Origin of the sequence: Sulfitobacter sp. F26169L (genome assembly GCF_026410285.1) — a bacterium.
Taxonomy (GTDB): Bacteria; Pseudomonadota; Alphaproteobacteria; order Rhodobacterales; family Rhodobacteraceae; genus Sulfitobacter.
The window spans coordinates 396,758-410,990 of sequence record NZ_JAPMLP010000002.1 but is presented as its reverse complement, the minus strand read 5'-3'; the positions used below and the strand labels follow the sequence as shown (position 1 = coordinate 410,990).

At 56.7% G+C, this 14,233-nt stretch carries 16 protein-coding genes; 4 read left to right on the top strand and 12 right to left on the bottom strand.

Annotated elements, in window-relative coordinates; genetic code table 11:
• Positions 1–103: 103 nt before the first annotated feature.
• Both OS189_RS06205 and pip read right to left on the bottom strand, forming a co-directional pair.
• Entirely contained in the window at positions 104–934 is an 831-nt protein-coding gene (locus tag OS189_RS06205) for an ABC transporter substrate-binding protein (protein ID WP_267166422.1), read from the bottom strand.
• The gene (gene pip / locus OS189_RS06200) at positions 931–1,902 is read right to left on the bottom strand and encodes a prolyl aminopeptidase (RefSeq protein ID WP_267166421.1); all 972 of its coding nucleotides are present in this window, start codon (positions 1,900–1,902) and stop codon (positions 931–933) included. Before pip ends, OS189_RS06205 begins: the two co-directional genes overlap by 4 nt.
• 49 nt (positions 1,903–1,951) lie before the next feature.
• Between pip and ubiG the strand changes: the two genes are divergently transcribed.
• On the top strand, positions 1,952–2,701 hold the full coding sequence (ubiG, locus tag OS189_RS06195; RefSeq protein ID WP_267166420.1) for a bifunctional 2-polyprenyl-6-hydroxyphenol methylase/3-demethylubiquinol 3-O-methyltransferase UbiG: 750 nt from the start codon (positions 1,952–1,954) through the stop codon (positions 2,699–2,701).
• An 8-nt stretch (positions 2,702–2,709) separates the two neighbouring features.
• Here ubiG and OS189_RS06190 read toward each other — a convergent pair whose 3' ends face one another.
• Genes OS189_RS06190 through OS189_RS06175 form a run of 4 tightly spaced genes read right to left on the bottom strand, consistent with a single transcriptional unit; the run spans position 2,710 to position 4,992 of the window.
• On the bottom strand, positions 2,710–3,144 hold the full coding sequence (locus tag OS189_RS06190; RefSeq protein WP_267166419.1) for a MarR family winged helix-turn-helix transcriptional regulator: 435 nt from the start codon (positions 3,142–3,144) through the stop codon (positions 2,710–2,712).
• Entirely contained in the window at positions 3,141–3,974 is an 834-nt protein-coding gene (locus OS189_RS06185; protein WP_267166418.1) for a carbon-nitrogen hydrolase family protein, read from the bottom strand. Before OS189_RS06185 ends, OS189_RS06190 begins: the two co-directional genes overlap by 4 nt.
• A complete protein-coding gene (gene grxC / locus OS189_RS06180; protein WP_267166417.1) occupies positions 3,971–4,228 on the bottom strand; it encodes a glutaredoxin 3 in 258 nt (85 codons plus the stop codon). The genes OS189_RS06185 and grxC overlap by 4 nt, the downstream gene beginning before the upstream one ends.
• Positions 4,229–4,263: 35 nt before the next feature.
• Positions 4,264–4,992, bottom strand: coding sequence for a ComF family protein (locus OS189_RS06175; RefSeq protein ID WP_267166416.1), 729 nt, complete (start codon positions 4,990–4,992; stop codon positions 4,264–4,266).
• A gap of 29 nt (positions 4,993–5,021) precedes the next feature.
• Here OS189_RS06175 and OS189_RS06170 point away from each other — a divergent pair, with 29 nt between their 5' ends.
• Together OS189_RS06170 and hemH are read left to right on the top strand one after the other, a co-directional pair.
• A complete protein-coding gene (locus OS189_RS06170) occupies positions 5,022–5,822 on the top strand; it encodes a methyltransferase domain-containing protein (protein ID WP_267166415.1) in 801 nt (266 codons plus the stop codon).
• 54 nt (positions 5,823–5,876) lie between these two features.
• Positions 5,877–6,941, top strand: coding sequence for a ferrochelatase (gene hemH, locus OS189_RS06165; RefSeq protein ID WP_267166414.1), 1,065 nt, complete (start codon positions 5,877–5,879; stop codon positions 6,939–6,941).
• A gap of 79 nt (positions 6,942–7,020) precedes the next feature.
• Here the strand turns inward: hemH and OS189_RS06160 are convergent, their stop codons facing one another.
• Together OS189_RS06160 and OS189_RS06155 are read right to left on the bottom strand one after the other, a co-directional pair.
• On the bottom strand, positions 7,021–7,203 hold the full coding sequence (locus OS189_RS06160; protein WP_267166413.1) for a hypothetical protein: 183 nt from the start codon (positions 7,201–7,203) through the stop codon (positions 7,021–7,023).
• A 143-nt stretch (positions 7,204–7,346) separates the two neighbouring features.
• Positions 7,347–7,961: a L,D-transpeptidase gene (locus OS189_RS06155; protein WP_267166412.1), complete on the bottom strand. Its 615-nt coding sequence runs from the start codon at positions 7,959–7,961 to the stop codon at positions 7,347–7,349.
• Between the two features lie 163 nt (positions 7,962–8,124).
• Here OS189_RS06155 and dalA point away from each other — a divergent pair, with 163 nt between their 5' ends.
• On the top strand, positions 8,125–8,634 hold the full coding sequence (dalA, locus tag OS189_RS06150; RefSeq protein WP_267166411.1) for a divisome-associated lipoprotein DalA: 510 nt from the start codon (positions 8,125–8,127) through the stop codon (positions 8,632–8,634).
• A 23-nt stretch (positions 8,635–8,657) separates the two neighbouring features.
• Here dalA and OS189_RS06145 read toward each other — a convergent pair whose 3' ends face one another.
• From OS189_RS06145 to OS189_RS06130, 4 genes are all read right to left on the bottom strand, one after another.
• Positions 8,658–9,155 (bottom strand): L,D-transpeptidase family protein, encoded by a 498-nt coding sequence (locus OS189_RS06145; RefSeq protein ID WP_267166410.1) that lies wholly within the window; start codon positions 9,153–9,155, stop codon positions 8,658–8,660.
• Positions 9,156–9,281: 126 nt separating this feature from the next.
• The gene (locus OS189_RS06140; RefSeq protein WP_267166409.1) at positions 9,282–10,499 is read right to left on the bottom strand and encodes a class I SAM-dependent RNA methyltransferase; all 1,218 of its coding nucleotides are present in this window, start codon (positions 10,497–10,499) and stop codon (positions 9,282–9,284) included.
• Between the two features lie 39 nt (positions 10,500–10,538).
• Positions 10,539–12,371 (bottom strand): ABC transporter ATP-binding protein, encoded by a 1,833-nt coding sequence (locus OS189_RS06135; protein WP_267166408.1) that lies wholly within the window; start codon positions 12,369–12,371, stop codon positions 10,539–10,541.
• Positions 12,368–14,209 (bottom strand): ABC transporter ATP-binding protein, encoded by a 1,842-nt coding sequence (locus OS189_RS06130; RefSeq protein WP_267166407.1) that lies wholly within the window; start codon positions 14,207–14,209, stop codon positions 12,368–12,370. Before OS189_RS06130 ends, OS189_RS06135 begins: the two co-directional genes overlap by 4 nt.
• Between the last annotated feature and the right edge of the window lie 24 nt (positions 14,210–14,233).

Here is a 14,233-nt window from a genome sequence, read left to right as displayed (position 1 = left end):
AAAAAAACGGGCGCGCGGCCCGTGTCAGAGGTTCGGTGGGCGCTTGGTTTGGACCCGAGCGCGCCGCTGTTGAGTGCTCATATACGCGGGGAGAGAATAAACATCAAGCCCCCCACCACCGCTGTGGTGCGCGCAGATCGTCAAATACGCCACGACCCAGTGTTGATGGCAGTGCAATGTCGCGGGAAATCGCTTGCCCGCTCAACACTGCAATACCATCAATACCTTTCAGCGCCGATGTATCGGTAATGTCGGCACCATCCACCAGATACTCTGCCATCGCCTGCGCACGCACAGTTGCCGAAGGAATCGAAACCAGTTCAACCTGATCAAACCAGCCCGCTTGTCCGTCTTTCCAATGCATTTCCACACGTGATGCCAACAATTGCTGTCCCGCAGTGAAACGGCGCATCCGGTAAAGGCCCGTACCGATACCAATTTCGGAGGCATGTGCAGGGCGGATGATATGCGCCACGCGACCCAGCACAAATGGCAGTGCAGGCTCAGGTGCAGACAGCGCAATCTGGACGCGGTGCCGCGACAACGCGCGCACATCGCCCAGCGCGGCAAGGCTGTGAACAACATCGTTCGCGGTGAAGGGCGCACCGTCATGAAACGTAACACCTTGGCGCAAATCAAACGTCCAGACGGTCGCGTTTTCCGCGCTGGTCCAATCGGTTGCCAATTCGCCGCGTAATGTGCCATCGGCGGCAACTTCGGTCAGGGTTTCATAAACCAGGCCTTGCCGCGCAACTTGCATGAACAGGCCGTCACCGCTCACCCAGTTATCGCTGCGCGCAGCGCCTGAAACAGCCAGCCGCAGCTTACCCCCTCGTTGTGGCAACGGCCCCGCACTAACCCCCGCCGCCGCCAACAGGGCAGCAGCCGCACCGCTGGCAAACAATGCACGTCTATCTAAAGGCTTTCGGCTCATGTCTGTGCGATCCTGTCCATGGCGCGCACCAGTTCGGCAGTTATCCCCGGCTCACTCAACGCGTGACCGGCATTGCGCACCATTAACAATTCGGATTTCGGCCAGACACGCGCGATCGAATATGCGCTTTGGGGTGGGCAGATCATATCGTACCGGCCTTGCACGATTACTCCGGGAATGTGGGCGATGCGATCCATCTGCGCCAGAATCTGGCCATCATACTCCAGAAAACCCGCATTGATGAAATAGTGATTCTCAAGCCGCGCGAAGGCGCGTGCATATTCGCTTGGCCCCGCCACCATCTGCCCCGCAGAATGGATAGACGCCAGCGCGTTTTCCCACCCCGCCCACGCCGCCGCGTAACGGGTTTGCAACGATACGTCGTCGGAAAAAAGGCGGCGATGATACGCTTTTATGTAATCGTCCCGCTCCTCTTGGGGCACAAGAGCTGTAAACTTCTCCCAAACTTCGGGCCAGAATTTGCCGGCACCACCGCCATAGAACCAGTCCAGTTCAGATTGGGTCATCAGAAACACACCACGCAGCACCATGTTGCGTACCGCATACGGATGTGCCTGCGCGTAGATGAGCGATAATGTCGCACCCCAGCTGCCCCCGAATACAACCCACTGGTCAATGCCCAGTGTTTTGCGAATCAGCTCAATGTCGGCAACCAGATGCCACGTGGTGTTGTCGGTCACGCTTGCATGCGGTGTGGAGCGTCCACAGCCGCGTTGATCAAACAAAATAACGCGAAAACGTGCCGGATCAAAGTAACGCCGCATTGAGGGGCTACACCCGCCCCCCGGCCCGCCGTGCAGCACCACAACGGGAATACCATCAGGGTTGCCGCACTGCTCTACATACACCTCATGGCCCTGCCCGACGGCCAGCATCCGGCGGTCAAACGGGTCAACCGGCGGGTAAAGATGATGCACAGCGCGCTTTTGATCGTGGGTCTTATCCATTACCAGCCTATATAGTACGAAAGCCGCATTGAATACGAGGAGCGCAGAAATGCAAGCGCATCAAAGCACCATCGACCCCGACGAGGTCGCTAAGTTTGAAGCCATGGCCGCCGAGTGGTGGGACACAGAGGGCAAATTCAAACCGCTGCATATGCTTAACCCGTGCAGGCTGGATTACATTACAAACCAGATCGCGGGCGAGTTTGATCGCGACCTGACAAAACCGGAACCGTTCAAGGGGCTGCGGATTCTGGATATCGGCTGTGGCGGCGGACTTCTGGCAGAACCGATGGCGCGCCTCGGGGCCACTGTTGTGGGCGCGGATGCGGCTGCCGGAAATATCCCCGTGGCCCAAATCCATGCGGAGCAATCAGGGCTGGAAATCGATTACCGGCACACAACCGCCGAAGCATTGGCAGAGGCAGGCGAGCAATTCGATGTTGTGCTGAACATGGAGGTGATTGAACACGTAGCCTCCCCCATCAGCTACCTCACCGCTTGCCGTCAGTTACTGAAGCCGGGCGGTTTGCACATCTGCTCGACCCTCAACCGCAATGCGAAATCCTATGTGATGGCGATCATCGGCGCGGAACATGTCATGCGCTGGCTGCCCAAGGGAACACATGAATGGTCCAAATTCATTACCCCAGACGAGTTGTATAAACTGCTTGAGAAAGCGGGGCTGGAGCCGGTGGATCGCAAGGGGTTTGTGTTCAATCCGATTCTGTGGAGCTGGAGCCTGTCTGCGCGTGACCTGAGCGTGAACTACGTGACTGCCAGTCTGAAACCGGCGGCCTGAACAGCGTCCTAGCCCAGTTTGTTGCGCAGTTCGCGCAGAATGGGCAGGGCTGCGCGGGCCTTTTCCTCGCCCAACTGCTCGACCACCTGTGTAATCATCGGCGCTATCGAACTAAGCGCGGTATCACGTGCCTGACGCCCTGCGGGGCTGATGGTGACCATTTTGCGCCGTGCATCATCCCAATCGGGCCGAACATGGATATATCCGGCCCATTCCAGTTTTGTCAGCGTGTTGGTCATCGCCCCGCGTGTGACATGAAAGGTTTCGGCCAGTTGCGCCGGTGTGCGTTCCACATCGCGCCATGCCAGATGATTGAGAACGGAGAAATGCGAAATCTCCATACCCTTTGGCAACACCTTGCTCAGGCGGCTGCGCAATATCTGGTCTGTACCCAGAATCTCACTGAACAACATAATCGCTAGGGTATTGAATGCATCGCTCATTGAGGCGCCTCGAAGGGGCGCTTGTGGCTCATGCTGGGCACTTTTTGACGCGCGGCATCAACCTGCGACATGTCCAGATCAAACAGATGCACGCCAGCCTCCGTGCCGGCATCCAGCACAACTTCGCCCCACGGCGTAACAACCAGCGAGTGACCGTATGTGTCACGGGTTTTATGCGCGGCGCTGTTGTGTGTGCCTGTTTGCGCGGGGGCAATCACAAAACACCCCGTTTCGATTGCACGAGCGCGCAGCAAGCTATGCCAATGCGCGGCACCGGTTACAGGTGAAAACGCAGCAGGCACCGTCAGTAACTGCGCACCAGCATCCGCAAGCGCCTGAAACAGCGCGGGAAAGCGGATGTCATAACAGATGGTCATGCCAATGTTGGCAAAAGGCGTACGCGCCACGACAGCCTGCGCACCGGGCCTGTAGGCGGCTGATTCTTTCCACGTCTCTGTCGGGGTGACCTGGACATCAAACATGTGGATCTTGTCGTACCGCGCCACAACTTCACCTTGTGGATCAATCAGAAATGACCGGTTGGCAAACCGCCCGTCCGCGTCATCGGTTTTGAGCGCAAGAGAACCAATCAACAGCCACACACCCAATGCCGCCGCATCTGCACGCAAGGCTGCTAGCGTCGGATCGTCGTCCTCAAGGTGCAGCACATCACGTTGGTGCGAATGACTCGTCGATATGCAATTGCTCACTTCGGGCGTCAGGATAAATTCCGCACCCTGCCGCGCGGCCTCTGCGAGCATTTCGCGTGTCACCGGCAGGTTCTGCGCCGGATCATCGCTTACGCTGAGTTGGAGAACAGCAGCCTTCATGCAGCAAGCAACGCATCAAGCTTGCCTGCACGCTCAAGCGCGTGCAGTTCATCACAACCGCCAACATGGACATCACCCACAAAGATCTGTGGCACCGTGCGGCTGCCACCCGCGCGCTTGATCATTTCAGGCTTGCGATCGGGATGCGACAGAATGTCAATTTCGGAAAAGTTCACGCCTTTCTGGTTCAGCAAGCGTTTGGCGGCATGGCAAAAGCCGCACAGAGGAGATGTATAGATTTCTACAGGCTTCATCGACAGATCCTTTTCAACATGTGTTGAGTAAGGATTTAGGCGTCTTTTGCCGCTCTTGCTAGGGTTAGAACGCGCACGGGGCCGGAACCGGCCTCAAGACACGCATGCGCACAGGCAATAAGCGTTGCACCCGTGGTCATTACATCATCTATCAACAAGACCGGTTTCCCGTTTAGAATCCTCCCTCTTTTGGGATGGGGGCGGATCGCGTTTTCCAACGTCCTGAACCGCGCTTCACGGCTTAGCCCCTCCAATGATGACGTGCGCCGCACCCGTACCAATGCATCAGGGCACCACGCCAGCTCCATATTTTGTGCGACCGCGCGGGCAAGCAGGGCGGATTGATTATAACGCCGCTTCAGCAGCCGCGACCAGTGTAGTGGCACAGGCACAACCACCATATCCGACGCGTCAACGCCACGCATCATATTCGCCATCCAAAGGCCTGCTGGGCGCGCCATCTCTTGGCGGTCGCCATGCTTTAACGCCAGAATCAGCTTGCGCCCCGTATCACGATACAACACTGCCGCACGCCCCTGAACCCATGGTGGTGGCGCTTGCATACAGGCATCGCAGTGATAAATGTCACCCTGTCCACCAGCCGTCAGCGGCGTGCCGCAAGTATCGCAAATGGTGCCACCCAGAAATGCGGTGTCACGCCAACAACTGCCACACAGGCCGAAATCGCTTTCGACCATGTCGCCACAGGTTATGCAGCGGGGCGGATAGATCAGCGAAACGGCTGTTTGAAGTTGCGCCAGCATCGGCCTATGTACCCCCTATGACAAAACCCATGACAGACATCGATACCCTGCACCGGCGACGCGCCCGCGCCACGACAGAGGGGTTGTTCCTGCACACCGCTGCTGCGGACGAACTTCAGGATCGTCTGGATATGGTTAACAAGTCGTTTACAGCCCCTGCTCTTGTAACGGGTTTTCCGGATTTCTGGTCGCCTTTGCACCCGACCGCAAAGATTGTCCCAGACACCGAAACGCTGGAGCTTGCGCCCCTATCACATGATCTGGTTGCGCATGTGATGGGGCTGCACTGGGCAAATGATCCGGTCGGGCAACTGATCCAGTGCCGCCGCGCGCTGCTGCCGGACGGGCTGTTCATCGCCATCAGCTTTGGCGGTGACACACTTCACGAATTACGCCGCGTTCTGGGCCAGGCCGAGATTGCCGTGACCGGCGGGCTTTCCCCGCGCGTCGCCCCCCTGCCAGAGTTGCGCGATCTGGGTGGCCTACTGCAACGTGCAGGCTTTGCCCTGCCTGTCGCGGATACTGCCACGCTAACGGTTGAGTACCGCGACATCTGGCACCTGATGCATGATCTGCGCGCAATGGGTGAAACCAACGTGTTGAGTGACCGCCTCCGCCATCCCACCCGACGCGCGGTGTTCGAAGAAGCGCAAAATCTCTATGCGCAACACTTTGTCGCGCCTTCGGGAAGATTGCAGGCTAGCTTCGAGCTTCAGGTGCTTACAGGATGGTCGCCGGATGCCTCGCAACAGCAACCATTGCGCCCCGGATCGGCGCAACAACGGCTTGCCGATGCGCTGGGCGCACCTGAAACGCCCCTGCGCGATTGACCCCGCGCCAAATCTATCTATGTCCCGTCAGACACTATGCAGGATACCGCCATCATGACCGAGACGCGCCCCACAGAAAACCCAGCACGCCCCGTACACGCAGACGCGGATCATCCGCCCGTCATGCGGCCGAAAGTCGGCGTTCTGATTGCCAATCTGGGCACACCGGACAATTATGACTACTGGTCCATGCGGCGTTATCTGAACGAGTTCCTGTCCGATCGCCGCGTGATCGATTATTCGCCCTGGCTATGGCAGCCACTGTTACAGTTGGTCATCCTGACAAAACGGCCCTTCTCATCGGGGGCGGCCTATAAATCCATCTGGAACGAAGAAGAGGGCGAAAGCCCGCTGCTGACTATTACAAAGGCACAGACCGCAAAGATCAGCAGCGAAATGCAGAAAACCTATGGCGATGATGTTATGGTTGATTTCTGTATGCGCTACGGCAACCCGTCAACGCAGAGCAAAGTTGAAAAACTGGTCAAGGCCGGGTGCCAGAAAATCCTCTTTTTCCCGCTTTATCCGCAGTATGCCGGCGCAACATCAGCAACGGCCTGCGACAAGTTTTTCGAGGCCCTTACCCGCGAAAAGTGGCAACCTGCCAGCCGGACCGTAGAACCCTATTTTGACCGCCCCGATTACATCGACGCGCTCGCCAAGTCCATCGAGACAAAATACGCCGAACTGGAAACGCGGCCCGACATTTTGGTCTGTTCCTATCACGGAGTGCCCAAGCGTTATCTGATGGAGGGCGATCCCTATCACTGCCAGTGCCAAAAAACGACCCGTCTGCTGAAAGAGCGGTTGGGATGGGAAGACACCGACATCAAAACCACCTTCCAGTCGAAATTCGGCCCCGAAGAATGGCTACAGCCCTACACCGTTGAAGAGGTCGCCCGACTGGCCCAGCAAGGCAAAAAGAACATCGCCGTTTGCGCACCGGCCTTTTCATCCGATTGCATCGAGACACTGGAAGAAATTAACGAAGAGATTTTTGAAAGCTTCGAGGAAGCAGGCGGAGAGCACTTTACCTACATTCCATGCCTGAATGACGATGACGCGCACATCACCGCGCTGTCGAACGTGATCCGCGAAAATCTACAAGGTTGGATTTAGGCAGTTCGAAATCCAAAGGCCAAACACAAAAAAGGCGGCGCTGGGCGCCGCCTTTTTATGTTCAGTCAAAGACCGAAATTTAGTCAGTTGCGATTGCTGCTGCAACCAGAACCAAAAGAAGCAGTGGAACCAGAACACCAGCGGAAGAGCTAGATGCTTCCTCGATGATTACGGGTGCTTCGATGATTGGATCTGCCAGCGAGCCAGCGGAAGCGGAAGAAGCGGCAGCTGCAAGAGTTGCGGCGAGAACGAGTTTTTTCATAGTAATTACCTCCAGAAGATGGTGCGCTATGATTCTCAGCATAAACGCACCCAGACTTAACCTCGTGACTATCGGTAAATAGCATCTCTCGGCGAAATGGAATAATCATTCGCTATGCTATCAAGACTCTCGTTACATTGTCGTCAAATTAGCAACACCTGAGTGCCTACTTTTGCAACACTAAACAACTCCGCAATGTGTTCATTGTAAAGGCCGATGCAGCCGTTTGATGAACGGCGCCCGATTTTGCGTGTATCATGCGTACCGTGAATGCGGTAATACGTCCAAGACAGGTACAACGCATGTGTTCCTAACGGATTTTCAGGGCCGGGGCCGATGAATTTGGGCCATTCCGGATTACGCTCCAGCATCGAGGGCGTCGGGCGCCAGCTTGGTCCTTCGACCTTGCGCACAACTTCTGTCCGGCCACGGCGGGTCAATTCTTTTGTCAGGGGTACACTGGATGGGTACAGCTTGTACGTCGATTGATCTTCTGACCAATAGTGAACGGCGCGACTATCAATATCGACAAGAATTGCACCGTTCTTGGTGCTTTTGAAATACGGCTGCCAATCAAGTTTGCGAAAGCTGGAAATATTGCGGCGCACGACTTCATTGATATCACGCTCTACTTCCGTGGTCGCGCTGCCATCAAAAGCGGCGCCTGATGTCTGCGCAATTGCGGGCGCGGCCAGCATTGCCGCGCTTCCCGCAAGAAACCCGCGGCGGGTGTTCATCTTGAATGTTTGGTCTGACATCTCATGTCTCCGGCTAAAAAAGCTCCTGCCTTCCCTATATTGCGCCAAAGACACGTTTTCAAATCAAACCCGCGCGATATAGGCGGTTCACCGCGAAGTGTATTTGAACTGTTGCACCCCAGCATGTAAGGCAACGCTACATATTTAGGCTTGGAGTAGCGTAATGATCCGTAGTTTTACTCTTTTACTGGTTGCAGTCGTAGGCTTGTCCGCCTGTCAGCCTGCTGCTCCGCGCATGGGCACGGACGGACGGCCCGTACCCACAGCTTATAAGATCAGCCACCGCGAAGCGGAGAAAATTCCGTTCCGCATGCTGGATTCGGTTAATACCTTGCGCAGCGCTTCTGCTCTTACACCTCTGACGCTGAATGCGCAGCTTACAGCAGCTGCCGCAACGCACTCACGCGATATGCAGGTCCAGAACCGTCCTTGGCACTTTGGCTCTGACGGATCGTCGCCTGTGGATCGTGTGCAACGTGTCGGGTACGCGGGCACACTGGTGGGCGAGGTGATTTCCGAAACCTACGAATCAGAGCTTGAGACACTCGGCGCGTGGATGTCCCAACCAGATACGCGCCGCATCATCATGTCACCCGATGCCCGCCAAATGGGATTTTCGTGGTTTCAGGAAGATAACGGCAAAATCTGGTGGACGCTGGTACTTGGTAGCTGACCCGAAGGGTCAGAACCACCGCGTTAAGGATTGATCGAAATCGGCGTGCCGTCCTGGATCATCGCGTACATTTTTTCGATCTGCTTGTTATTCACTGCGATGCAGCCCCAAGTCCAATCATCCTTGTCCGGACGCATTGGATGTCTCTGACCGTGGATGAAAATCTCACCACCGGGTGATTTCCCCATCTCCCGCGCTTTTTGGATATCCACAGCGTTCGGATACGAAATACCAAGAGAGAGATGAAAACGGCTGTTCGGGTTACGACGGTCAATCCGGTAGATTCCCTCTGGCGTCTTGCCGTCACCCTCAAATTGCTTGTGCCCTTCGGGCGCAAAGCCGAGAAATATTTTGTAGTCGTTCAAAACGCGATCTTCGTTCAGAAGATACATCCGCCGCTCACCCTTGTTCACGACGATGCCGGTCACGTCCGGCCCATTGTAGCGTTTGAATTTGCTGGGGCTGCACGCCCCGAGTGTTGCAACCGCTGCACTGCCCAAAATGAGATTTCTACGTTTCATATGCCTGCTGCCTCATCCGTTGACGGATTATTATTTACCAAATCCTGTATCAAAAAAAAGAAGATTCCCAAAGCGGTCAATCTGGATTCTTCAAGTTTTACGGCACCCGTTACTTCTTGGTCGCTATCACCGCCGCGTCAGTTGCGCGGCCAGTTCGATATGCGACGACCAGCGAAACTGATCAACAGGCTGCACCCAGTCCAGCGTAAATCCGCCAGCAACCATTTGCGCCACATCCCGCGCAAAAGTAATCGGGTTGCATGAGACATATGCAATACGGCTTATTTCACTGCGCACCAGTTCAGCTGTCTGCGCCTCGGCACCCGCGCGCGGTGGATCAATTACCACCGCGTCAAATTTTTTAAATTCATCGGGCAATAGCGGGCGGCGGTACAGATCGCGCGCAGCGTGGGTGACGGTTTTCAACCCCTTCGCCATGCGCCACCCCTTATCCATAGCTTCCAGCATCTGCGCATCACCTTCCACCGCCAGAATTTCAGCGTTTTCTGCCAGGGGCAATGTGAAGGTGCCGCAGCCTGCGAACAGATCGACGATCCGTTTGGCACCTTGCACCGCTTCCTGAACGGCCGCCAGTAACTGCGCCTCGCCGTGGGCAGTGGCCTGCATAAACGCACCCGGAGGCGGGCAGACATCCGCTACGCCAAAGCGCTGGACCGGCGGCGCGCGCTGCGCGATCACCTCGTCTTCCCATGTAAGTCGCGCAAAGCCGCGGCTCTCGCACAGACCGGCAAGTGTGATTCGCAATGGTCCGTCCAATGGTTTCCCACCGCTCGCCTGAATGTCCAATCCACGCGGCGAACTGGTGACCGTAACCGCCAGCGTGGCCTTTCGGCTGCCGCCAAGCTCTGCCAGTGCCTCTGCAATTTCGCGGGCTTCCAAAAGTGCCGGTTCGACCAACTGACAATCGGGGATTTCGATCACCGTACCTGACGCGCGCCCGTGAAAGCCCGACATCGTTCCCTTTTTGGTGCGGCGAGCAGCAAAAGTTGCGCGGCGGCGCGATCGGGCTGGTGATGTCACAATCGGGCGAATTTCTGTACGGATTCCTTGCGCGGCCAAAGCTTGCGCAATAACATCTGTCTTCCATTCTGCTACCAGGGCATCTGACGCATGTTGAAGCTGGCAACCGCCACAAGATTTGAAATGGCGGCAAGGCGGTGCAACGCGGGCATCTGACGGGGTGATGATTTTTACATCACGCAGCGTCGATCCATCCAGCGCGCCGGTAACAACCTCTCCGGGGAGGGTCATTGGTGCAAACACCGGACCTTCAGCGATTCCGTCACCATAAAGTCCGAGGCGGGTGATTTTATATTCTGTCATGCTCCCGCCATAGCGGGGCCAAGCCTGCCCCGCCAGCCCCTATTCCGCTGCTTTCAGGTCCAGAAACCCGCCGGACTGGCGTTTCCAATACCCCGCATACAAACCACCCAGCGCCAGCAATTCGTCGTGGCTGCCCGCTTCGGCAATGCGCCCGTGGTCCAGTACAACGATACGGTCCATCTCGCGCAGGGTCGACAGACGGTGGGCGATTGCCATCACGGTTTTGCCTTCCATAACCCGCTCAAGCGCGGATTGGATTGCCGCTTCGACCTCACTGTCCAACGCACTTGTCGCTTCGTCCAACACAAGAATTGGTGCATCCTTGATAATTGCCCGCGCCAGCGCGATCCGTTGCCGTTGGCCACCCGACAGCTTCACACCCCGCTCACCCAGATGGGCATCATATCCCGTGCGGCCTTTGTGGTCTTCCAGTTCAAAGATAAATTCGTGCGCTTCGGCTTGTTTGGCAGCGGCAATCATCTCTTCCTCTGACGCATCGGGACGGCCGTACATGATATTCGCGCGCGCTGATCGGTTGAACATTGCCGTTTCCTGCGTGACCATCGCTATTGCGCGCCTCAAGCTTTCTTGCGTCACGTCCCTGATATCTTGCCCGTCAATCAGAATACGGCCATTTTCCGCCTCGTAGAGCCTGAGCATCAGGGAAACCAGCGTTGATTTACCCGCACCGGAGGCACCGACAACGCCCAGCTTTTCACCCGCACCGATCGTCAGATCAATACTTTCGATCCCGCCTGTGTCGCGTCCATAGGCAAAGCCGACCCCTTCAAATCGCACTTCGCCCCCGGTTGCATCCAGCGCCTTTGCGTCCGGCGCGTTGTCCAGCCGTGTGCGCGGGGTCAGAGTGCGCATCCCATCTTCGATTTCACCGATGTTGGAATAGATCGCCATCATCGTAAAGCTGACCCAGCCAGTCATCTGCGCGATACGGATCGCAATCGCACCGGCGGCTGCAATATCACCCGCAGTCGCCATGCCGCGCTGCCAGAGCAGCACAGTCGCCCCGATCAACAACACCGGTAACACGCCTGCAAGGCTCATCAACGCAAACCGGAAACCTGATGCAAGATATCCGAAAGACAACGCGCGCTTGCGGAAACTCTCCATCGCATCCAGCGCGGCACGGTCTTCGTGATCGTCATGGGCGAACAGCTTCACGGTTTTGATGTTTGTGATTGTGTCCACCACCTGCCCCGACACCATAGAGCGCGCGCCAGCCCGCGCCGCCGACCGTTTCCGGATACGCGGCAGAAACCAGTTGATCAGTGCGAAATACAGCACCAGCCAGACCGCCAGACCAACAGCAACCCAGCCGTTGATCGAAGATAGCAAAAGAACCGAGCCGAACAGCGACGCCAGCGCAAAAGAAACCACATTGATCATCTCTGCCGCGACATCGGTCACCGCGCGGGCGGCCTGCATCTGCTTTTGCGCAATCCGTCCCGCAAAATCATCATCAAAAAACGTCACGTTTTGCCCCAGCGACCAACGGTGCAGCCGCGACAGAACCAGCGGGTTGACGTTGGGCTGTACAACAATCGCATTTGCCGCTGCCGACAGGCCAAAAAACAAAGGCCGCGCGATCAGAAAAAATCCGACAGCAACGGCGATCATTGCAGTATTGCGCCCGTCAAAAAAAGCCTCCGGTCCACTGGCAACCGTCGCATCGATTATCCAGCCCAGGATCAAGGCCGTGCCAGCCTCTAACGCGCCAGCAAACGCCGACAGTGCCGCCGCAATCCATAGCGCAGGCCATGCGCCCGACAGGCACCAGCGCATAAAGGCACCCAATGTTTGCGGCGGCGGCCCCTCTGCGGGGCGGAAGGGGTTGATCCAGTTTCCAATATTCACGTCTCGTCTTCTTCCGTCTTCAAAAACCCGCCGGATTGGCGCGCCCAGAATTGGGCATATAGTCCGTTTGCAGCCAAAAGCGCGTCGTGGTCGCCGTCCTCCACAATCCGGCCCTTATCCAGCACCAGAATTCGGTCCATCCGCGCAATGGTGGACAGACGGTGCGCAATGGCGATTACCGTTTTCCCCTCCATCATCCCATAGAGCGTCTCCTGGATCGCCGCCTCAACTTCACTGTCCAGCGCGCTTGTCGCCTCGTCCAGCAACAGGATCGGCGCATCTTTAAGGATAACGCGCGCAAGCGTGATCCGTTGCCTCTGGCCGCCGGAAAGTTTCACACCCCTCTCCCCAACCCGCGATGCATAACCTGTGTTTCCCTCGGGGTCTTGCAAGCCTTCAATAAACTCATGCGCTTCGGCCTGACGGGCCGCCGCAATCGCTTCGGCTTCACTTGCTTCGGGGCGTCCATAGCGGATGTTCTCCAGAACGGAACGGTGCAGCAGCGCGCTGTCCTGTTGGACCATCCCGATCTGGCGGCGCAAGCTTTCTTGAGTGACGCCGTTTATGTCCTGTCCGTCAATCTCGATCAGGCCCGCTTCGGCATCGTAAAATCGCAAAAGCAGCTTTAGCAGGGTCGATTTTCCCGCACCTGATCGCCCGATCAACCCGATTTTCTGGCCCGGCTCTATCGTCAGATCAACAGCATTCAGACCGCCCGATCTACGGCCGTAATGATGGGTCAGCCCCTTCATCTCGATCCGCCCGTCTGTCAACTCCAGCGGCTTTGCATCGGGCGCATCAACCAGCGTAATCGGCTGGGCAATCGTCTCCATCCCTTCCGCGACTACACCAAGCTGGCGGAAGAACGCAGAAAGCGCCCACATGATCCACGCTGTCATCGAATTAAGCCGCAGTGTTAGCGTTGCGGCAGCGGCAACTGTACCGACACTCGCCTGGCCCTGAAACCACAGCGCCAGCGCCCAACCCACAACACCGACGATCAAGAGCCCGTTCAGCATCACCAGCGAAAAATCCATAATCGTATAGATCCGCTGTTCAATCTGGAACGTGCGGCGTGCTTCTTCGATCGCCTCTTTGGCATACAGCTCTTCACGATCATGGTGCGCAAACATCTTGACGGAATGGATGTTGGTATAGGCATCAACCACCCGCCCCGTCACCGCAGAACGCGCATCAGATGCCGCCTTGGACGCAGGACCAATCCGTCTGATCGCCCAGCGCGAAAGCACGAAGTAGACAGCAAACCACGCTACCAGCGGCACCAGAAGCTGCGGATCGGCAGAGGTCAACAGAATTGCGGCACCGATCAAATAGGCGAGCGAGAACGAAATCGCGTCAAAAGCCTGAAAGACAACTTCACCCGCTGCGGGCGGCGTCTGCATGATGCGGTTTGCAATACGTCCCGCGAAATCATTCTCGAACCATCCTACCGACTGGCGCAAAACCTGCCGGTGCGCGCGCCAGCGGATCAACGTGCCGAAGTTCGGCAAAATCGCGTTGCTTATCAACGCAACATCAACCGCCTGAATGAGCGGACGCAGGAACACGATAAACAGTCCGACGATGATCAATTCGGCGCCGTGGCGGGCCCACATTTCCTCTGGGCCCTGATCGAGAATATCCACGATCCGCCCCATGTAATAGATCAATCCGATCTCGATCGCGGCCACAACAATGGACATGAACGCTGTGACCGCAAATATTGTTTTGAACGGTTGGCTATATCCTTTGAAAAAAGACCAAAGGTCACGCGGCGGACGATCTTCTTGCGGATAGTCCACATAAGGATCCACCAGATTTTCAAAAAATCGAAACATGTTTTTGGCCTTTGGTTAGGTCGT

Bases quoted from the DNA above. Each gene is read 5' to 3' on its own strand.
- OS189_RS06190 (WP_267166419.1), bottom strand. From the start codon at position 3,144: ATGAGCGATGCATTCAATACCCTAGCGATTATGTTGTTCAGTGAGATT.
- pip (WP_267166421.1), bottom strand. From the start codon at position 1,902: ATGGATAAGACCCACGATCAAAAGCGCGCTGTGCATCATCTTTACCCG.
- grxC (WP_267166417.1), bottom strand. From the start codon at position 4,228: ATGAAGCCTGTAGAAATCTATACATCTCCTCTGTGCGGCTTTTGCCAT.
- dalA (WP_267166411.1), top strand. From the start codon at position 8,125: ATGATCCGTAGTTTTACTCTTTTACTGGTTGCAGTCGTAGGCTTGTCC.
- OS189_RS06205 (WP_267166422.1), bottom strand. From the start codon at position 934: ATGAGCCGAAAGCCTTTAGATAGACGTGCATTGTTTGCCAGCGGTGCG.
- OS189_RS06170 (WP_267166415.1), top strand. From the start codon at position 5,022: ATGACAGACATCGATACCCTGCACCGGCGACGCGCCCGCGCCACGACA.
- ubiG (WP_267166420.1), top strand. From the start codon at position 1,952: ATGCAAGCGCATCAAAGCACCATCGACCCCGACGAGGTCGCTAAGTTT.
- OS189_RS06145 (WP_267166410.1), bottom strand. From the start codon at position 9,155: ATGAAACGTAGAAATCTCATTTTGGGCAGTGCAGCGGTTGCAACACTC.
- hemH (WP_267166414.1), top strand. From the start codon at position 5,877: ATGACCGAGACGCGCCCCACAGAAAACCCAGCACGCCCCGTACACGCA.
- OS189_RS06140 (WP_267166409.1), bottom strand. From the start codon at position 10,499: ATGACAGAATATAAAATCACCCGCCTCGGACTTTATGGTGACGGAATC.
- OS189_RS06130 (WP_267166407.1), bottom strand. From the start codon at position 14,209: ATGTTTCGATTTTTTGAAAATCTGGTGGATCCTTATGTGGACTATCCG.
- OS189_RS06155 (WP_267166412.1), bottom strand. From the start codon at position 7,961: ATGTCAGACCAAACATTCAAGATGAACACCCGCCGCGGGTTTCTTGCG.
- OS189_RS06160 (WP_267166413.1), bottom strand. From the start codon at position 7,203: ATGAAAAAACTCGTTCTCGCCGCAACTCTTGCAGCTGCCGCTTCTTCC.
- OS189_RS06175 (WP_267166416.1), bottom strand. From the start codon at position 4,992: ATGCTGGCGCAACTTCAAACAGCCGTTTCGCTGATCTATCCGCCCCGC.
- OS189_RS06185 (WP_267166418.1), bottom strand. From the start codon at position 3,974: ATGAAGGCTGCTGTTCTCCAACTCAGCGTAAGCGATGATCCGGCGCAG.